Genomic DNA, 19,645 nt, shown 5'->3' with positions numbered 1-19,645 from the left:
GTGCCCTGGAACCTGCCGCTCGACCCCGCCGGCTCACCGGCGAACGAGCTGACCGCCGGGCAGGACGGTGCGACGATCCGTCGCTCCGTCCTGCCCGGCGGGGTCCGGGTGCTCACCGAGCACATGCCGGGCCTGCGGTCAGCAACCCTCGGTGCCTGGGTGGGCGTCGGCTCTCGAGACGAGACCAGCGGCCACTTCGGATCGACACACTTCCTCGAGCACCTGCTCTTCAAGGGCACGCAGCGCCGCACCGCGATGGACATCGCGGAGGCCTTCGACGCCGTCGGTGGTGAGGCCAACGCCGCCACCGGCAAGGAGCACACCTGCTACTACGCGCGGGTGCTCGACTCCGACCTGCCCATGGCGGTCGACGTCATCACCGACATGGTGACCTCAGCGCGCCTCGACGAGGCCGAGCTCGAGACCGAGCGTGGCGTCATCCTCGAAGAGCTCGCGATGAACGACGACGACCCCGCGGACGTCGTCCACGAGGAGTTCGCGGCTGCGGTCCTCGCCGGCCACGCCCTCGGGCGCCCGATCGGCGGGACCCCCGACACCATCCGTGCCGTCCCGCGCGCCGCGGTGTGGGAGCACTACCAGTGGCACTACCGGCCCGAGACGCTCGTCATCTCGGCCGCCGGCGGCGTCGACCACGACGCGCTCTGCGCCCAGGTGGCGCAGGCGCTCACCGACGGTGGCTGGGACCTCGCAGCCGGGGCCTCGCCCCGGGCACGCCGCGACTCCGCCGACATCACCGGTGTCGGCGAGGTCGGGACGGAGCTCACCGTCCGCAGGTCCGTCGAGCAGGGCAACGTCATCATCGGCTCGACCGGGCTCTCGGCCACGGACGACCGCCGCTTCGTCATGTCGGTGCTCTCCGCCGTCCTCGGCGGCGGCATGTCGTCGCGGCTCTTCCAGGAGATCCGCGAGAAGCGGGGCCTGGCGTACTCGACGTACTCCTTCGCGTCCGGGCACGGCGGCATCGGGACCTTCGGTCTCTACGCCGGCTGCGCACCGGCCAAGATCGACGAAGTGAGCGAGCTCATGGTCGTCGAGCTCGAGAAGCTCGCCGACTCGGGGATCACCACCTCCGAGCTCGCACGCAGCATCGGGCAGCTCTCCGGCGGCCTCGTGCTCGGCCTCGAGGACTCCGGCTCGCGCATGAGCCGCCTCGGCAAGGCAGACCTCGTCACCGGCGAGCTCCTCAGCGTCGCCGAGTCGCTCGAGCGGATCCGCTCGGTCACCGCCGAGGAGGTCCAGGCTCTCGCCAAGGACCTCGCAGACCGCCCGCGGTCCACGGTCCGCGTCGGTCCCTTCGGAGACTGACGGCGCCCGTCGGCAGGACCGTTCCGGCCTCTGCAGCCGCCGTCGCCAGCACCGCTCTCGGTCAGAGAGGGGCGCTGCCGACGGCGGCTGCGCTGTGCTCCCAGGGGCGCTCCACGGGACGCAGCGGGTCAGCAGCGCGGGTCTCGGGAGAGTCCTGTGCGGCATGCTCTGCCTGTGCCTGTGCCTGTGCCTGTGCCTGTGCCTGTGCCTGTGCCTGTGCCTGTGCCTGGAGCTGGAGTGCTGTGGGCTCGGTGAGGAGCATCGAGAGGATGCTGGTGGACACCAGGCCGCGTGCTGCGGTCCCGGTGACCCCGATCCCGACCGCGACGACCGCCGTCATGCCGGCTGCCAGAGACGTCGAGGGCGCCTGCGGCGCACCCGGTGCCAGGAGGAGTGCGCCTGCCGCCACGGCGAGCGCCAGCCCCCAGGCCGCGACCGCGACGTTCCGTCGCAGGTCGCGCTCGAGCCGGCTGTCAGCGGCCGAGGTGTCGTGGTGTGAGGTGCGCACACCCCTCCATCGGCTCCCGGCGCACGCTACTTGAGCGCTGGCCTATAGGCTGGCGCCCGTGACTGGACAGCCCTCTCAGACGATCAGGGTCGCGGTGCTCGGCGCCGACGGCCGCATGGGACGCGCGGTCTGCGCCGCCGTCGACGCCGCCCCGGACCTGGAGCTCGTCGCGACGGTGCGCGCCGGCGACGACCTCGCGTCGAGCCTCGACGGTGTCGACGTCGCGGTCGACTTCACGGTGCCCTCCGTGACCGAGGGCAATGTGCGCACGCTCGTCGACGTCGGCGTCCACGCGGTGGTCGGCACCACTGGCTGGACGGACGAGAGCCGCGGGCGGATCCGTGACCAGCTCGCCGCACGGGCCGCCGACGGAGTCTCGGTCGGCGTGCTCATCGCCCCGAACTTCGGCCTCAGCGCCGTCCTCGCCATGACCTTCGCGGCCAAGGCGGCACGGTTCTTCGAGTCGGTCGAGGTCGTCGAGCTGCACCACCCCGACAAGATCGACGCCCCCAGCGGCACCGCGAGGCACACCGCCGCCGCGATCGCCGCTGCACGGCGCGAGGCCGGTGTCGCGCCGAGCCCTGACGCGACCGAGACGGGCCTGGAGGCCCGCGGCGTGGACGTCGACGGCGTGCGCGTGCACGCGGTACGCCTACGAGGGCTCGTCGCCCACGAGGAGATCTTGCTCGGCAACGAGGGGGAGCAGCTGGTCATCCGGCAGGACTCCTTCGACCGGGTCTCCTTCATGCCCGGGGTGCTGCTCGCGATCCGCGAGGTCGTCACCCGGCCCGGCCTCACGGTCGGCCTGGAGAACGTGCTCGACCTCTCGTGAAGATCCGCCCGCTCCTCGGGGCGATCGCCGTCACCGCGCTCCTCGCCCTCTACGTCGTGGCCGTGCTCGGCCGGGTCGTCGCGCTGGTCCAGACCGGTGAGCCGGTCGCCGTGGTCTTCGGCCTGGGCGTCGCCGTCCTGCCCGTCCTCGTCGTCGCGCTCCTGGTCCGTGAGTGGTGGACCGGCGTCACGGTGCAGCGCATGGCCGGTGTGCTCGCCGCGGACGGCGAGCTGCCGGTCGACACGCTGCCGCGCTCGCCCGGAGGTCGGATCGACCGCTCGGCCGCCGACGCGCAGTTCGGCGAGTACCGCGACCGTGTCGAGGCCGAGCCCGAGAGCTGGCGCGCCTGGTACCTGCTGGCCTTCGCCTACGACGCGTCGGGGGACCGCAAGCGCGCCCGGTCGTCGTTGCGGACCGCTGCCGGGTTCTTCCGGACCGAGCGACGCGCGCGCTGACGCGCAGACCTCGCCCTCGGCCGACGTGCCGACCTCGCCCGCGGTCAGCGGGCGAGCGACGCCGACCAGCGGCGCTCGGCCACGGGTCGCCCGGCCACGTCCAGGACGCGCGACCGGCCGTCCTCGGCCAGACCCGCACCGGCGAAGAACGCCTCGCGGGCGGTGTCGCCCTCGAGCACCCAGGTGGTGACGTCGTCGGCCCCGTCGGCGCGCAGGCGGTCGACGGCTGCCGCGAGCAGCCGTGAGCCGTGCCCCGCCCTCTGGGCGACAGGCAGCACCTCGAGCGCCACGACCTGTCCTGGCGCGACGGCCACGAAACCGACGACGTCTGCCCGCTCGCAGGCGACCAGCACCGCGAAGTCCCGGCCGGGCGGCGACGCGATCGCCGTCTCCCAGCGCTCGCGCATCTGCTCGACGTCGAGGGCGGCGAGCGCGTCGTCGCCCAGCGCCTCGCCGTGCGCCGCTCGCCACGCCTCGACCTGGACGCGGACCACGTGGTCGGCGTCCTCCGGGAGCGACGGGCGGACGGAGACGTCTGCGGACTCGGTGAACAGTGCCATGGCGCGACCCTACCGGCTGGCCGTCACATCGCGACGTAGACGGTCTCGAGGTACTCGTCGAGCCCGGCCTCGCCGCCCTCGCGGCCCAGACCGGACTGCTTGAGCCCGCCGAAGGGCGCGCTCGCGTCGGAGACCAGACCGCGGTTGATCCCGATCATCCCCGCCTCGAGGGAGTCGGACAGGCGCAGCGCACGGGCGAGGTCACGCGTGTAGGCGTACGCGACCAGCCCGTACTCCGTGCTGTTGGCGAGCTCGATGCCGTCGTCGTCCGAGCCGAAGGTGACGACGGGGGCGACCGGGCCGAAGGTCTCGTCCGTGACCACGGTGCTGTCGCGCGGCACCCGGTCGAGGACGGTCGGGAGGTAGAAGTGACCGCGGCCCGAGGGGGCGCTCCCGCCGGTGCGGACGCGGGCACCGGCGTCGACCGCGGACTGGACGACCGCGTCGACCGACTCGACCGCAGCCGCCTCGATGAGCGGCCCGACCGTCACGCCGTCCTGCGTGCCCGGACCGACCACCAGCGCGTCGAAGGCTGCGGTGAGCCGGTCGGTGAAGTCCTCGGCGACGGACTCGTGGACCAGGAAGCGGTTGGCCGCGACGCAGGTCTGGCCGGAGTTGCGCATCTTGGCGACCATCGCCCCCTCGACGGCGGCGTCGAGGTCGGCGTCGCCGAACACGAGGAAGGGCGCGTTGCCGCCCAGCTCCATCGAGGTCTTGAGCACCCCGCCCGCAGCGCTCTCAAGCAGAGAGCGGCCGACCGGCGTCGACCCGGTGAAGGAGAGCTTGCGGAGCCGTGGGTCCGCGAGCAGCGGTCCCGTGACCTCACGGGACGACGACGTCGGCACCACGTTGAGGATCCCGCCGGGGAGGCCGTGCGCCACGAGGGCCTCGCGCACGATCTCGGCCACGAAGAGCGTCGTGAGCGGGGTGAGCCGCGCAGGCTTGACCACCACGGTGCAGCCGGCCGCCAGCGCCGGGGCGATCTTGCGGGTGAGCATCGCGAGGGGGAAGTTCCAGGGGGTGATGAGCAGCGCGGGGCCGACGGGCCTGCGGTGGACCATCTGGGTGCCACCGCCGGCGGGGGAGGTGCGGACGAGACCGGGGACGCGGACGGCCTGCTCGGCGTACCACCGGACGAACTCGGCACCGTAGGTGACCTCGGCCCTCGACTCGGCGAGCGGCTTGCCGCACTCGGCGGTGATGATCGCGGCGACGTCCTCGGCGCGGTGGGTGAGGGCGTCGAAGACGTCCCGGAGGACGTCCGACCGGGTGCGGGGCGAGGCTCGGCGCCAGACCTCGGCGTGGGTGTGGGCGGCGTCGAGAGCGCGGACGCCGTCCTCGGGCGAGCCGTCCGCCACGTCGAAGAGCGTCTCCTCCGTCGACGGGTCGGAGACCTCGAAGGTCGCCCCGGTGCTCGACGGCTGCCACCGACCGTCGACGAGGAGCGTCGTGGGGAGGTGGGCTGCGACGGCGGGGGAGAGGGGTGAGCTGCTCATGCCCCAGTATGGGCACGGTGCGTCGACGAGCGCCCGGGGAGCACGGAGGGGCTGCACGGCAGGCTCGGGCCGCGTCGCCAGCCCTGGTGTCGCCAGGCCTAGACTGGTGGCCATGACTTCTACGCCCGTGGGGACACCAGCGTCCGACGTCCCGACGCAGTACGAGGACCTGCTCCGTCACGTGATGGCGCACGGCACCCGCAAGAGCGACCGTACCGGGACCGGCACACGGAGCGTCTTCGGCCACCAGATGCGTTTCGACCTGTCGGAGGGGTTCCCGCTCGTCACCACCAAGCGGGTGCACCTGCGCTCTGTGGTCGGCGAGCTCCTGTGGTTCCTGCGGGGCGACTCGAACGTCGGCTGGTTGCAGGAAAACGGCGTGCGCATCTGGAACGAGTGGGCCGACGACGACGGCGAGCTCGGTCCGGTGTACGGCGTGCAGTGGCGGTCGTGGCCCACCCCCGACGGCCAGCACGTCGACCAGGTCGCCCAGGTCCTCGAGACGCTGCGGACGAACCCGGACTCGCGCCGCATGATCGTCTCGGCGTGGAACGTCGCCGACCTCGACGCCATGGCCCTCATGCCGTGCCACGCCTTCTTCCAGTTCTACGTCGCGGACGGCCGGCTCTCGTGCCAGCTGTACCAGCGCTCGGCCGACCTCTTCCTCGGGGTGCCGTTCAACATCGCGAGCTATGCCCTGCTGACGCACATGGTGGCCCAGCAGGTCGGTCTTGAGGTCGGCGACTTCGTGTGGACGGGGGGCGACTGCCACGTCTACGACAACCACGTCGACCAGGTGGCGGAGCTGCTCGGCCGCGAGCCCTACCCGTTCCCGCGCCTCGAGCTGCGCCAGGCAGCCTCGCTGTTCGACTACACCTTCGACGACGTGACGGTCGAGGGGTACCAGCACCACCCCACGATCCCCGCGCCGGTCGCGGTATGACGGAGCCGTGCACGGGCGCGACGACGTCCGAGGTGCCGCAGCCGGTCCCCGCGCAGCGGGTGGGTCTCGTCTGGGCGCAGGCCCGGGACGGTGTCATCGGCGCCGGGGGGACCATGCCCTGGCACCTCCCCGAGGACGGGGCGCACTTCCGCAGGACGACCGCGGGGGCGGCCGTCGTCATGGGGCGCGCCACGTGGGACTCGCTCCCCGAGAGGTTCCGTCCGCTCCCCGGGCGCACCAACGTGGTGCTCACCCGGTCGCCGGGCCTCGAGCTGACCGGAGCGGTGGTGGTCGGGTCGCTCGACGAGGCGCTCGCGGTCGCCGCCGACGCGGCCCCGGGCCGGACCTGGGTCATGGGTGGCGGCGAGGTCTACCGCCAGGCGCTGGCTCAGGCCGACCTGCTGGTCGTCACCGAGATCGACACGGAGGTCGAGGGGGACACCCGGGCCCCGGAGATCGGCGACGGGTGGGACGCGGAACCCGTCGTGGGTGACTCGACCGACGCGGACGGGTGGTCGACCTCGCGGACCGGGCTGCGGTTCAGGTTCGTCGAGCACCGCAGGACCGGCACGACCGCCTGAGCGCGGTCGCGCGGTGCCGTGGTCGGGGGAGCGGCCGGGTAGGTTATGACCATGGCGCACCCGACCTCCCCCTCCCGCCCCTTCGGCACGATGCTCACCGCGATGGTGACCCCGTTCACCGCCGACGGCGCGGTCGACCTGGAGGCTGCGGTCTCCCTCGCGACGCACCTCGTGGACGTCGGTCACGACGGCCTGGTCCTCAACGGGACCACGGGGGAGTCGCCCACCACGCACGCGCCCGAGAAGGCCGACCTCGTCCGCGCCGTCGTCGACGCGGTCGGGGACCGCGCGGTGGTGGTGGCCGGCGCGGGCTCCAACGACACCGACCACTCGATCCGCATGGCCGAGCAGTCTGCCGCGGCCGGGGCGCACGGGCTGCTCGTGGTGTCGCCGTACTACTCGCGCCCCTCGCAGGAGGGCATCGTCCAGCACACCGTCGCGATCGCCGACTCGACCGACCTGCCGGTGATGGTCTACGACATCCCTGGCCGGTCTGGTGTCCGGCTGACCGGCGACACCTACGCGCGCCTCGCCGAGCACGAGAAGATCGTGGCCGTGAAGGACGCCACCGGGGACGTCTACGCCGCCGCGCAGCACATCTCGCGCACCGGTCTGGCCTGGTACAGCGGTGACGACGCCCTGTACCTCGCCTTCCTGGCGCACGGTGCCGTGGGGCTCGTGAGCGTCGTCGGCCACGTGGTCGGCCGTGAGCTCGTCGAGATCGGCGCCGCCTTCCAGGCCGGCGACCACGCGCGGGCGACCGGGCTGTTCGTCGGCATCGTCCCCGTGATCGACGCGGTCATGGGCGGGGGCTTCGGCGTCGTCATGATCAAGTCGGCCCTCGTCGCCCTCGGCCTCGTCCCGGACGGGCGCCTGCGGCTCCCGCAGGTCGACGCCACGCCCGCCGAGGCGGCCGCGGTGCGCGAGGCGCTGCGCACCGTCGGCCTGCTCGACGGCCCCACGTCGCGCTGACCGGTACCGACCACCGCGGTCGGCCAGGTGGGGACCTCTCCCCGTCCCCGCGACGGGCCCGGATCTGTGCGTATACCCTGGCAGCGATTCCGCCACGCTTGCCGAGCACGACCTTCCGGGAGGACCCCCCATGACCGCACGCTTCAACCCCCCTCCCGGCTGGCCTCCCGCTCCGGCCGGGTGGACACCACCTCCCGGGTGGAGCCCGGACCCCTCGTGGCCGGCCCCGCCCGCGGGCTGGCAGCTCTGGGTCGAGGACGCTCCCGGCGCGCCGCAGGGCGACGACGTCTCCAGGTTCTCCAAGCCTGACCCCTCGTCGGCGCCGACCACGGCGATGCCGACCTACCAGGCACCCGGCGCGCCGGGTGCGCCGAACCACGGCGCGGTGCCGCCGAGCGGTCCCGTCCCGACCGGACCCGGTGCGGCGTGGTCGGGCTCGCCCGAGGCGCCGTCCTGGCAGCAGCAGGGGTCGCAGGGACCCGGCGGGCCCGGTGGCCCGAACGGCTTCGGCGGTCCGGGTGGCCCCGGTGGCCAGCAGCCCGGCCGGGCTGCAGGCCGGCAGTGGCTCATCCCCGTGATCATCGCCCTCGTCGCGATCGGCGCGATCATCGCCGTGCTCTTCGCGACCGGGGTGCTCGGAGGCTCGGACGAGCCTGACGCGTCGCCCACCAGCTCCGCACCGACGTCGGCCAGCCCTGAGCCGACGGACGAGGCGACCGAGGAGCCGACGGACGACCCGACCACGGACGACGCCACGGACGAGCCGACGGTCGCCCCGAGCGACGACGCGTCGGACGAGCCGACCGACGAGGCCACCGGCTCCGTCTCCGGCGACGGCGGCTCGCGCACCTCGCCGCTCGCACCGGGCGAGACCGCGCCGCTGGGCGACTGGACGGTCTCCTTCGCAGCGACGAACTCCGATGCCTGGGCCGAGATCTCCGAGTCGAGCAGCAGCGTGTCGAGCTTCTACGAGCCCGCCGACGGCGACAGCTACCTCATGTCGCCGCTGACCATCACCTACCTCGGTGAGGGCAGCGAGCCGCTGTACATGCTCGACTACGTCTTCGTGTCGTCGGACGGCGTCACGTACAAAGACAAGTGCGGCTACGTGCCGCTGCCCAACCAGCTCGAGACCGGCCAGGAGCTCTACACCGACGCGACCGTGACCGGGAACGTCTGCGTCACCGTCCCGACCGACAAGATCGACGGCGGCGTGTGGCGCATCAGCGGCTGGGACCGGGTCAACAAGGACACCGAGGCGTTCTTCGCCCTCAGCTGACCTGGACGACCTGTCGACGCACCCGGCCTGCACCCACCGGTCGCAGGCCGGGTGCGTGGACACGCACCGCCCGGATCCGGCGATCCCGGGCCCGGCACCGATAGATTGACGGTCATGGCTACGCGGACGACACCCACCCCTCGCTCGACCTCGGGTGGCACGAGAGGCGGCACCAAGGCCGCCCCACGGACCGCTGCCAGGAAGCCTCCGGCGAAGGCGCCCGAGCCGACCCGGCCCGCGTGGCCCGTCAGGGCGGTGCGCGGCTTCTTCATGGGCATCGCCCATCTCTTCGGCGGGACGGCCCGCCGCGTCGGTCGAGGGGCACGCGACCTCGACCCCGCGCACCGCCGGGACGGGCTGGCCTTCGTGCTGCTCGCGCTCTCCCTCGTGGTCGCCGCGCGCGAGTGGTGGGGGGTCGAGGGCTCCGTCGCCGAGGGTCTGCACGTGCTCGTGGCGGGGACCGTCGGCGTCGTCGCCATCGCCATCCCGGTGGTGCTGCTCGGCATGGCCGTGCGGATCATGCGGCACCCGGACCGCGAGCAGGCGAACTCCCGGATGACCATCGGCCTGTGCGCCGTGACCGTCGCCGTCTGCGGCATCGTGCACATCGGCTCGGGGCGTCCCGTCCCGGCCGACGGCTTCGAGCAGCTCCGCGAGGCCGGGGGCATCGTCGGCTACGCCGTCGGGCACCCGCTCTCCGCCGGCCTGAGCACCTGGGTCGCCGTGCCCATCCTGCTGCTGCTCGCCTTCTTCGGCGTGCTCGTGGTCACCGCGACCCCGGTCCACGCCATCCCCACCCGTCTGCGCTCCGTCTACGACCGCCTCACGGGCAACGAGGCGCCCCGGCACGACGACGAGCACGACGACCTCGACGACCTCCGCCTCGCCGAGGGCGTGTCCCGGCACGACGGCACCGACCCCGAGCCGGCACCGGTCAAGAAGACCCGGCGGACGCGCAAGGCACGCAAGGACGCCGACGACGACGCCACGGCCGTGCTGCACGGCGGGTACGTGGGCGACGAGGCCTTCGAGCGTGCCGCCGCCCTCGAGCGCGAGCTGCTCGAGAGCGCCTCCGACGGCGGGGACGTCTACGCGGACCCGGAGACGGAGCTCATGGCTCCGGCCGTGGTCTACGGCGAGGACACCCCTGACGCGCCCACGGCGTCGTCGGCCGAGGCGCCGACCGCCGCGATCGAGACGGTGCCTGCCGCGCCCGCGGCGCGGGTCTTCGACGCCCCGCCCACGACCTCTCTGCCCCCGGGCGAGCAGCCCATGCTCGACGGCGACACGGTCTACGTGCTCCCCGACGAGGACGCGCTCGTCAAGGGCGCCCCCCACAAGGTGCGCTCGGCGGCCAACGACCGCGTGGTCGAGGCCCTCACCGGGGTCTTCGACCAGTTCGACATCGCCGCCAAGGTCACCGGCTTCACGCGTGGCCCGACCGTCACCCGGTACGAGGTCGAGGTCGGCCCCGGTCTCAAGGTCGAGCGGGTCACCGCGCTCAGCAAGAACATCGCCTACGCCGTGGCCTCGGCAGACGTCCGCATCCTCTCGCCGATCCCCGGCAAGTCCGCGATCGGGATCGAGATCCCCAACACCGACCGCGAGACCGTGGTGCTCGGCGACGTCCTGCGCTCGGCCGTCGCGCGCCGGTCCGAGCACCCCATGATCATGGGCGTCGGCAAGGACGTCGAGGGAGGCTACGTGGTGGCCAACCTCGCCAAGATGCCGCACATCCTCGTCGCCGGAGCCACCGGCGCCGGGAAGTCCAGCTTCGTCAACTCGATGATCACCTCGATCCTCATGCGCGCCACCCCCGACGAGGTGCGCATGGTGCTCGTCGACCCCAAGCGCGTCGAGCTGACGATCTACGAGGGCATCCCGCACCTCATCACCCCGATCATCACCAACCCGAAGAAGGCCGCGGAGGCCCTCGAGTGGGTGGTCCGCGAGATGGACTCCCGCTACGACGACCTCGCGATGTTCGGCTTCAAGCACATCGACGACTTCAACGCCGCGGTGCGGTCGGGCAAGGTCAAGCCGCTGCCCGGCTCCGAGCGCAAGATCGCGCCCTACCCGTACCTGCTCGTCGTGGTCGACGAGCTCGCCGACCTCATGATGGTCGCGCCGCGTGACGTCGAGGCCTCGATCCAGCGCATCACCCAGCTCGCCCGCGCCGCCGGCATCCACCTCGTGCTCGCCACGCAGCGTCCGAGCGTCGACGTGGTCACCGGCCTCATCAAGGCCAACGTGCCCTCCCGGCTCGCCTTCGCGACGTCGTCCCTCGCCGACTCGCGCGTCGTCCTCGACCAGCCCGGCGCGGAGAAGCTCGTCGGCCAGGGAGACGCGCTGTTCCTCCCGATGGGCGCCTCGAAGCCCATCCGCGTCCAGGGTGCCTGGGTCGGGGAGAGCGAGGTCCACGCCGTCGTCGAGCACGTGAAGTCCCAGCTGAAGCCCGTCTACCGGGCAGACGTCGCCGTGACGGCCACCAAGAAGCAGGTCGACGAGGACATCGGCGACGACCTCGACCTGCTGCTCCAGGCAGCCGAGCTCGTGGTGACCACCCAGTTCGGCTCGACGTCCATGCTCCAGCGCAAGCTGCGTGTGGGCTTCGCCAAGGCCGGCCGGCTCATGGACCTGCTGGAGTCCCGCGAGATCGTCGGCCCGTCGGAGGGCTCGAAGGCGCGTGACGTGCTCGTCCAGCCCGACGACCTGCCCGGCACGCTCGCCATGCTCCGCGGCGACGGGACGGGCGGCCCGGCACAGGCCCCGGGAGACCCCTTCGACGGGCAGGCGGAGGACCCCCCGGTCTCGCACTACGAGGACCTCGGCGCGAACATGCCACCCGAGGCCGTCGACTACCACGACAGCGCCGACACCGACGACGACGGCTGGGGCAACCCGGTCCGCTGACGCCCCTGGCTCACGACGCCCCCGGGGGACGGCCTGGGCGCGGACCGTCGGTCGAGCGCCTACGCTGGTCGGGTGAGCACCCAGACAGCGTCGCCGTGGAACATCGCGAACATCATCACGATGGTGCGCATCGCCCTCGTCCCCGTCTTCGGGTGGGCGTTGCTCCAGGACGGTGGTGACGACGTCACCTGGCGGCTCGTCGCGGTCGCCATCTTCGGGGTCGCGGCGATCACCGACCGGCTCGACGGCTACCTCGCCCGCAAGAACGACCTCGTCACCGACCTCGGCAAGATCCTCGACCCGATCGCCGACAAGGTCCTCATCGGGACCGCGCTCGTGCTGCTCTCGGCGCTCGGAGAGCTGTGGTGGTGGGTGACCATCGCGATCCTCGCCCGGGAGCTGGGCATCACCCTCATGCGCATGGTGATCCTGCGCTACGTCGTCATGCCGGCCTCGCGGGGCGGCAAGCTCAAGACGGTGCTCCAGTCCGTCGCGATCCCGATCCTCCTGCTGCCCCTCGACCACCTGCCGACCTTCGTCGGGTGGGTCGGGACGGTGGCGATGGGCGCCGCTCTCGTGGTCACCCTCGCGACCGGCGTCGACTACGCCCTGCAGGGGTGGCGCGTCGTCCGCGAGCACCGCGCCGAGGTGGCGCGGTCGCAGACCGCCTCCCCGACCGCCTCCCCGACCGGCGAGCCCGAGGGCATCGCCCACGACACCCGTCGCCCATGACCGGGGTGACGGCTGACGGTGCTGGTGGACCCGGCCCCGACCGGACCGTCGAGAGGCTGGTGGCGACGATGACGCGCGCCGGTCTCACCCTCGCGACCGCCGAGTCGCTCACCGGGGGAGGGCTCGCCGCCCGTGTGGTCGACGTCCCCGGGGCGTCCGCCGTCCTGCGCGGCGGCGTCGTCGCGTACGCGACCGACCTCAAGGCGCGGCTCCTCGGCGTGGACGAGGAGCTGCTGTCGCGGCGTGGAGCGGTCGACCCCGACGTCGCCCTCGCGATGGCGTCCGGCGTCCGACTCCTGCTCGGGGCCGACGTCGGTGTGTCGACCACCGGTGTGGCCGGTCCCGAACCGCAGGACGGGGTCGCGCCAGGGACCGTGTACATCGCCGTCGACGACGGGCGTGGCCGGCCGCTGGTCCGGCGTCTCGAGCTCGAGGGCGCGCGCGACGCGGTGCGGTCGCAGACGGTGGCTGCTGCGCTCCACCTCGTCCTCGAGGTGGTCGACCACGCCTGACGCCTCGCCGGCGACGGGTGTCGCCGCAGCCGCGGGTGACCGGCGCCACCGGGTGAGACCGGCTCCGTCGGGCTCGCGACGGGAACAACCCGGGGGGGCGTCGCGTTGGACAGGACGTGATGACAAATCGTGGCGAGCGCCGGACCGATGTGACGAGACCGTCGAGATCTGGCGTCGGTCTGCCCTTCACCGGGCAGCCTGTCGGCCGATCAGGGTACGGTAGGGGCGACGTGACGTCGACGTCGGTGGCACCCGCTGGCATGTCGAGCAGGACAGACAGGTCAGGCCGGGCAGGCACCAGGCAGCCGGACCGTCGACGAGACGTCACCACGAGACCACAGCCAGCACCGGACACGAGAGGGGGCCGTCAGATGGTCGTACTGCGCCGAGAGATCGGGGACGTACTGCGAGATGCTCGCCAGCTACAGGGACGCACGCTCCGCGAGGTGTCCTCAGCAGCACGGGTGTCGCTCGGGTACCTCAGCGAGGTCGAGCGTGGCCAGAAGGAAGCGTCGTCTGAGCTCCTCGGCTCGATCTGCGAGGCCCTCGACATCCCGCTCTCGTCGATCCTGCGAGAGGTGAGCGACCGCATCGCGGTCGCCGAGGGTCTGCTCATCCCGGACACCGTCCCGGCGGACCTCGCCGCGATGGGCCGCGACGCCCTGGGCCGCACCGCGAAGGACCTCCAGCCGATCGGCTGAGCGACGAGTGCACGAGGCCACGGCCTCGACCGACGACAGGCTGCGCACCGGACGGTGCGCAGCCTGTCGTGCGTCTGCGGGCCACCCGGCTCCGCACGCGCCGTGCTGCTGGGCGTGGGCTGCTCCAGCGGCGAGGTCAGGTCACCGAGGCGGTTCGGGCTGGCAGACGGGGCAGTAGAACATCGGCCGCTCCATCGGGGCGACCCCGGCCAGACCACGGACGATGGTGGTCCCGCAGCGGTGGCACGGAGAGCCCGACCGGGAGTGGACGTGCACCACCCGGCCGTCGACCGGACGGGCGACGCCGCGCAGCAGGTTCCGTCGGATGCTGCCCAGCAGCGGGACCAGGTCGACCTCGGCCGCCGGGGTCCAGGGCCACACCTGGCGGTCGAACAGTCCCTCCGCCGCGAACAGGGTCCCCACACCGGCCATGAGCGTCTGGTCGAGCAGGCAGTCGCCGACCGGCCGAGCACCCTGCGCCTGGTAGGTCCGCAGGACGGCTGCGAGCCCGTCCGGGGAGCTGCCGAAGTCCGGTGCGAGGATGTCCGGGCCCAGGTGGTCGAGCAGGGTGTGCTCGTCACGGGTCCGGACCAGGTCCATCATCCCGAGCCTGTCGCCGACGCAGGTCCACGTCTCGTTGGCCAGCACGGCACGGACGGTCGGGCGCCGGGCGAGCCGGGCTGCGGGGTCGGTACGGTGCACCCGCCACGTCCCGTCCATGCGCAGGTGCGTGTGCAGCGTCCACCCGCTGTCCACCGTCGTGAGGACGTGCTTGCCGTAGGCGCGCGAGCGCAGCACCGTCGTCCCGGCGAGCGCCGTCGGGTCGAGGTTCGGCCAGCGGAGCTCGGCCCACGTGAGCACCGTCCCGCTGAGCGCCTCGTCGAGCCGGCGCGCGGTGAGGAAGACGGTGTCGCCCTCAGGCACGGGCACCGCCCGCGGACCGGCGACCTGCCGGGAGACCGGAGAGCCGGAGCCCGGAGGGTGTCGGACCGAAGCCTGCTGCGACCAGCGCGGCGACCCCGGCGGTGCGGCTGGCACCGGCCACGGTCAGCGACTCGTCCCCGTCGACCCGGCGCAGCGTGACCTTGCCGAGGCGGCCGTCCGCCACGGACAGCGCCAGTGCACGGGTCGCAGGCTCGAGGAGCGTCTGGTCGTCGGAGAACGTCAGGAGGCTGCGCCCGCCGCGCTCGAGGTAGAGGACGAGCTCTCCACGGACCACGACCACGTGCGCACCGGCCTTCCGGCCGGGACGGTGACCCGAGCGCCCCGCCTCCTCCGCGCCGGGGGAGGGCGGCCACGCCAGCGCCGCCCCGTACGGCTGGGCGGGGTCGGTCGCGGCGAGGCACAGCGCCGTCGGCGGGTCGGTCCGCTCGGCCTCCCGGACCCTGTCGTTCTCCGCGGTGCGCAGCTGGTCCACCGCGCCAGGCAGGGCGAACTGCGAGCCACCGAGGTGCTCCACGAAGTACCCGCGACGCACCTGGCCCGCCGTCTCGAGCGCGCCGAGGACCTTGTAGACCCCGCGGTACTCGGAGGTGACCTGCTCGGCGCCGGTGACCGCGCGGGTGAGCACGCCGTGCCGGTCGAGCAGGACCGTGGCGAGCGCGTGCGCGCGCCGGGTGGTGTCGACGTCGCGGACCGGCAGCGCCGACCACCGGCCGCCGCCCGACGGGTCTGCGGCAGCCTCTCGGATCGAGCTCGCGGTCGCACCGAGAGAGGAGAAGCGGGGTCGGCGGCTCAGGGGGCGCGGTCTCGCGGCCGGGCTCGACCGGCTCGTCGCGCGACGGCCGCTGAGCCGTCCACGGAGGGGGCCCAGGGTGTCGTTGGTGACGTGGCCGGACCAGACGAGCTCCCACAGCGCAGCGAGGACCTCGGGGCCGGGGTGCTCGAGCGAGGACGCGAGCCGTGGGTAGAAGAACCCTCCCGAGGCCTCGAGCAGCCCGAGGACCGCCGCCTGCAGGTCGGTGAGCGGGGCGTCGTCCGCCTCGACTGGGCGCAGGGTCAGGTGCGCCGAGTCGGCGAGGTGCAGGCTGATCATGGCGTCCGCCGCGCCGCGCCCGCCCGGGAGCTCGTGGTGCCCGCACCAGAGGACCTCGCCCGACGTCGTCAGCTCGTCGAGCATCGAGGGCCGGTAGTCGACCACGCGCGCCGGGAGGATCTGCGACTCGAGCGCGGAGACCGGTACCGGGGCGCCCGAGAGCTGCTCGACCACCCGGTAGAGCCCGTCGACCCCGCGGAGACCGCCCACCGACTGCCACCGGGGCAAGAACACCCCGAGCGCCGGGTGCTGGACGGGCTCGACCTCGGCGCGCAGCGCGGCCAGGGACCGACGACGCAGCGTCCGCAGCACGTCGGCGTCGCAGTAGTCCTCGCCCGTCCCGCCGAGGACGTCCGGCCGCAGCCTGCCCGTGACCAGCTGCCCGGCCTGCACGTGGCGACGCAGCACGTCCGCGACCACGGCGACGCCGAGCCCGTAGCGGCCGGCGAGGTCCCGGGCGGCGAAGGGGCCGTGGGTGCGCGAGTACCGGCGGACGAGGTCGCCGAGCGGGTCGGGCACCAGCTCCGTGACGCTCTCCGGCAGCCCCACGGGCAGCGCGACTCCGAGCGCGTCCCGCAGACGCCCGGCGTCCTCGGCGACGGCCCACCGCTCTGCGGGCTCGACGCCGGCGATGCGCACCTGGACGACCCGGCGGCTGGCGGCGAGCGCGTCGAGCCACTGCTCGGCCTCGCCGCGGACGTCCTCGCGGGTCCGCTCGACAACCTCCGCCGTGGTGAGCGGTCCGGTCCTGCGCAGCAGGTCCCAGAGGTCCTCCGCGTGCCGGGCGTGCCGCTCGGGAGCCAGGCCGGACAGCTCCTGCTCGGTCCGCACCACGGCGTCGGGGTCGAGGAGGTCGGCGATCTGCGAGCTGCCGTCGCTGCCGAGGAGCTCGGCCAGCAGGTCCGGGTCGAGGGTCAGCGCGGCAGCGCGGCGCTCGGCGAGCGGCGCGTCCCCGTCGTAGAGGAACTGCGCCGTGTACCCGAACAGCAGGGACTGGGCGAAGGGCGACGGGGTGCGGGTCGTGACCTCGACGACCTGGACCCGCCCGTCCTCGACGTCCTTCATGAGGGAGACGAGCGACGCGACGTCGAAGTCGTCCTGGAGGCACTCCCGGACGGCCTCGAGGACGATCGGGAAGTCGGGGAACCCGGACGCGACGCTCAGCAGCTGGGCCGAGCGGTGACGCTGCTGCCACAGCGGCTGGCGACGGTCGGGACGTCGGCGGGGGAGCAGCAGGGCGCGGGCCGCGGCCTCCCGGAAGCGTGCCCCGAAGAGGTTGGACCCGCTGAGCTCGGACCGCACCGCGGTCTCGACCGCCTCGGGGTCGAGCAGCAGCTCGGCCAGGTCGACCTGGTCGCGCGAGGCGTCGGTGCTCGTCCCGTCTGGCAGCTCGGCGAAGGGGTCCGAGACGTCGGGCATGCGCAGCACGATGCCGTCGTCGGAGTGCATCGCGGCGGCGTCGATGCCGAAGCGCTCCCGGATGCGCGCGGCGAGCACGAGAGCCCACGGCGCGTGGACCTTGGCGCCGTAGGGGGAGTGGATCACCACGCGCCAGTCGCCGAGCTCGTCACGGAACCTCTCGACCAGGAGGGTCTTGTCGTCGGGGACGACGCCGGTGGCCTCGCGCTGCTCGTCGAGGTAAGCCCGGAGGTTGTCGGTGGCCCAGGGGTCGAGCCCCGCCCAGGGAGTGCTGGAGCCTGTGCCTGCTGTGCCGGCCTGCTGGCTCGCCTCGCGGACCCAGGCGCCGATCGCCCGCCCGAGCTCGGCGGGGCGCCCGGGGGAGTCGCCCTTCCAGAAGGGCAGCCGCCCGGGCACGCCCGGGGCAGGGCTCACGAGCACCTGGTCGGGGGTGATGTCCTCGATCCGCCACGTGCTCGACCCGAGGGTGAAGGTGTCGCCGACCCGGGACTCGTAGACCATCTCCTCGTCGAGCTCGCCGACGCGCTTCCCGCCTCTCGGGCTCCCGGAGTCGCCCGTGGCGCCGCTCGCGCCCGTCGCGAGGAAGACCCCGTAGAGACCACGGTCCGGGATGGTGCCTCCGCTGGTGACCGCCAGGCGCAGCGCGCCGGGGCGTGCGGAGAGCGTGTCGGTCACCCGGTCCCACACGATGCGCGCGCGGAGCTCACCGAAGTCCTCGCTCGGGTAGCGACCGGCGAGCATGTCCAGCACGGCGCGCAGCGTGCGGTCCCCGAGGGTGGTGTACGGGTCGGCGCGCCGGAGGACGGTCGCGAGCTCCTCGATGTGCCAGTCCTCGGTCGCGACCATGGCGACGACCTGCTGGGCCAGCACGTCGAGCGGGTTGCGCATGACGTGGACGGGCTCGATGCTCCCGGTCCGCATCCGCTCGGCGATGACGGTCGACGGGACCAGGTCTCCGCGGTGCATCGGGAAGACGACCCCGTGGGAGACAGCCCCGACCTGGTGGCCGGCGCGGCCGATCCGCTGGAGGCCGCTCGCGACCGACGGCGGCGAGCCGATCTGCACCACGAGGTCGATCGCGCCCATGTCGATGCCGAGCTCGAGCGACGAGGTCGAGACCACGGCGGGCAGCCGTCCCTCCTTGAGCTCGGTCTCGGTGTGGGTGCGCTCGGCACGGCTCATCGACCCGTGGTGGGCGCGGGCGAGCACGCCGGGCGCCCCCGTCGAGGCGCCGGACTGGCCCTGCACGAGCGCCGGGTGCGCCTCGCCCGGGTCGGTGTGGTCGGCACCCTCGCGCTCGGCCCACACCTCGTTCATGCGAGAGGTGAGCCGCTCCGCGCCCCGGCGCGAGTTCGTGAAGACGAGCGTCGAACGGTGGGCGGCGACCAGGTCGACCACCCGCTCCTCGATGTGCGGCCAGACGGACGGCCGGGCGCGGGGTCCGGCAGCCGCCCCCGAGAGGTCGGGCACGCCGGGTGCGAGGGTGGCGGGCCCTCCGGCGCCCGGAGGCTGCGTCCCCGGTGCCGGTGCTCCCTGAGCCTGCGGGCCGTCGGTGGCGCCGGCGGTCGGCGCCGAGCGCAGGTCGGCGAGGTCGGGCACCGGCACGACCACGTCGACCTCGATGGTCTTCGACGCGGGCGGCTGGACCACGTCGACGGTGCGTCCGCCGTCTGCGGGCGTCCTGCTGCCGGCCAGGAAGGCCGCGACGGAGGAGACCGGAGTCACGGTGGCCGACAGCCCGATGCGCTGGACGGGCGTCTCGACGAGGGCGTCGAGACGTTCGAGCGAGACCGCCAGGTGGGCCCCGCGCTTGGTCCCCGCGACCGCGTGGATCTCGTCGAGGATCACCGTGGTGACACCGCGGAGCCCTTCCCGGGCGCCCGAGGTGAGGATGAGGAACAGCGACTCCGGCGTCGTGATGAGGATGTCCGGCGGGGTGGTCGCGAAGGCGCGACGCTCGCTCGCCGGGGTGTCACCGGTACGGGTGCCGACGCGTACCTCCCGGATGGCCTCCCCGCGGCGAGCGGCCGACTGCCGCACACCGGCGAGCGGGGAGCGCAGGTTCCGCTCGACGTCAGCGGCGAGCGCCTTGAGGGGCGAGACGTACACGACCCGGCAGCGGGCCGGTGGCTCGGGCTCGGGGCCGGAGGGGTCGAGCAGGCCGTCGAGGGCCCAGAGGAAGGCCGCGAGGGTCTTGCCCGACCCGGTCGGCGCGACGACGAGCGCGTGGTGGCCGTCCGCGACGGCGTCCCAGGTGCCGGTCTGCGCCGCCGTGGGGGCGTGGAAGGCCCCGGCGAACCACGCCTGGGTCGCCGGGCTGAAGCGCTCGAGCGCAGGGCGCCGGGCGTCCGGGTCGTGCGCGATGTCGCGGGCGGCCCGCG

The 19,645-nt window shown here is 73.5% G+C and carries 16 protein-coding genes; 11 read left to right on the top strand and 5 right to left on the bottom strand.

The window, feature by feature from the left end; all coding sequences use genetic code 11:
* Entirely contained in the window at positions 1-1,326 is a 1,326-nt protein-coding gene (locus SKED_RS11470; RefSeq protein WP_012867321.1) for a M16 family metallopeptidase, read from the top strand.
* A 61-nt stretch (positions 1,327-1,387) separates the two neighbouring features.
* Here the strand turns inward: SKED_RS11470 and SKED_RS11465 are convergent, their stop codons facing one another.
* The gene (locus SKED_RS11465) at positions 1,388-1,834 is read right to left on the bottom strand and encodes a hypothetical protein (protein WP_012867320.1); all 447 of its coding nucleotides are present in this window, start codon (positions 1,832-1,834) and stop codon (positions 1,388-1,390) included.
* Between the two features lie 58 nt (positions 1,835-1,892).
* Between SKED_RS11465 and dapB the strand changes: the two genes are divergently transcribed.
* Both dapB and SKED_RS11455 read left to right on the top strand, forming a co-directional pair.
* Complete coding sequence (gene dapB / locus SKED_RS11460) at positions 1,893-2,666, top strand: 4-hydroxy-tetrahydrodipicolinate reductase (RefSeq protein ID WP_281042664.1); 774 nt, start codon at positions 1,893-1,895, stop codon at positions 2,664-2,666.
* Positions 2,663-3,121, top strand: a complete 459-nt coding sequence (locus tag SKED_RS11455) for a hypothetical protein (RefSeq protein ID WP_012867318.1) — start codon at positions 2,663-2,665, stop codon at positions 3,119-3,121. The genes dapB and SKED_RS11455 overlap by 4 nt, the downstream gene beginning before the upstream one ends.
* Positions 3,122-3,165: 44 nt before the next feature.
* On the opposite strand, the gene SKED_RS11450 is transcribed toward SKED_RS11455, so the two are convergent.
* Both SKED_RS11450 and SKED_RS11445 read right to left on the bottom strand, forming a co-directional pair.
* Positions 3,166-3,681, bottom strand: a complete 516-nt coding sequence (locus tag SKED_RS11450) for a GNAT family N-acetyltransferase (RefSeq protein ID WP_012867317.1) — start codon at positions 3,679-3,681, stop codon at positions 3,166-3,168.
* 23 nt (positions 3,682-3,704) lie between these two features.
* Positions 3,705-5,177 (bottom strand): NAD-dependent succinate-semialdehyde dehydrogenase, encoded by a 1,473-nt coding sequence (locus tag SKED_RS11445; protein ID WP_012867316.1) that lies wholly within the window; start codon positions 5,175-5,177, stop codon positions 3,705-3,707.
* 112 nt (positions 5,178-5,289) lie between these two features.
* Here SKED_RS11445 and SKED_RS11440 point away from each other — a divergent pair, with 112 nt between their 5' ends.
* The 8 genes from SKED_RS11440 to SKED_RS11405 all read left to right on the top strand — a co-directional run bounded on the left by SKED_RS11440 (position 5,290) and on the right by SKED_RS11405 (position 13,810).
* A complete protein-coding gene (locus SKED_RS11440) occupies positions 5,290-6,120 on the top strand; it encodes a thymidylate synthase (RefSeq protein WP_042438003.1) in 831 nt (276 codons plus the stop codon).
* Positions 6,117-6,701, top strand: coding sequence for a dihydrofolate reductase (locus SKED_RS11435; protein WP_052293888.1), 585 nt, complete (start codon positions 6,117-6,119; stop codon positions 6,699-6,701). The genes SKED_RS11440 and SKED_RS11435 overlap by 4 nt, the downstream gene beginning before the upstream one ends.
* Positions 6,702-6,752: 51 nt before the next feature.
* Positions 6,753-7,673: a 4-hydroxy-tetrahydrodipicolinate synthase gene (gene dapA, locus SKED_RS11430; protein ID WP_042438001.1), complete on the top strand. Its 921-nt coding sequence runs from the start codon at positions 6,753-6,755 to the stop codon at positions 7,671-7,673.
* Between the two features lie 130 nt (positions 7,674-7,803).
* Positions 7,804-8,952 carry a hypothetical protein gene (locus SKED_RS20315; protein ID WP_012867312.1) on the top strand — a complete coding sequence of 383 codons (1,149 nt, stop codon included), beginning with the start codon at positions 7,804-7,806 and terminating at the stop codon, positions 8,950-8,952.
* A 114-nt stretch (positions 8,953-9,066) separates the two neighbouring features.
* The gene (locus tag SKED_RS11420; protein ID WP_081447978.1) at positions 9,067-11,865 is read left to right on the top strand and encodes an FtsK/SpoIIIE family DNA translocase; all 2,799 of its coding nucleotides are present in this window, start codon (positions 9,067-9,069) and stop codon (positions 11,863-11,865) included.
* Positions 11,866-11,937: 72 nt separating this feature from the next.
* Complete coding sequence (gene pgsA, locus SKED_RS11415; protein ID WP_012867310.1) at positions 11,938-12,597, top strand: CDP-diacylglycerol--glycerol-3-phosphate 3-phosphatidyltransferase; 660 nt, start codon at positions 11,938-11,940, stop codon at positions 12,595-12,597.
* The gene (locus SKED_RS11410) at positions 12,594-13,109 is read left to right on the top strand and encodes a CinA family protein (protein WP_012867309.1); all 516 of its coding nucleotides are present in this window, start codon (positions 12,594-12,596) and stop codon (positions 13,107-13,109) included. The genes pgsA and SKED_RS11410 overlap by 4 nt, the downstream gene beginning before the upstream one ends.
* Before the next feature lie 260 nt (positions 13,110-13,369).
* Entirely contained in the window at positions 13,370-13,810 is a 441-nt protein-coding gene (locus tag SKED_RS11405) for a helix-turn-helix domain-containing protein (protein WP_425358128.1), read from the top strand.
* A gap of 141 nt (positions 13,811-13,951) precedes the next feature.
* Here the strand turns inward: SKED_RS11405 and SKED_RS11400 are convergent, their stop codons facing one another.
* Entirely contained in the window at positions 13,952-14,734 is a 783-nt protein-coding gene (locus SKED_RS11400; RefSeq protein WP_012867307.1) for a DNA-formamidopyrimidine glycosylase family protein, read from the bottom strand.
* The gene (locus tag SKED_RS11395) at positions 14,727-19,628 is read right to left on the bottom strand and encodes a DEAD/DEAH box helicase (RefSeq protein ID WP_042439120.1); all 4,902 of its coding nucleotides are present in this window, start codon (positions 19,626-19,628) and stop codon (positions 14,727-14,729) included. The genes SKED_RS11400 and SKED_RS11395 overlap by 8 nt, the downstream gene beginning before the upstream one ends.
* Between the last annotated feature and the right edge of the window lie 17 nt (positions 19,629-19,645).

The organism is Sanguibacter keddieii DSM 10542 (assembly GCF_000024925.1).
Lineage (GTDB): Bacteria > Actinomycetota > Actinomycetes > Actinomycetales > Cellulomonadaceae > Sanguibacter > Sanguibacter keddieii.
This window is presented reverse-complemented; position numbering and strand designations above follow the sequence as displayed.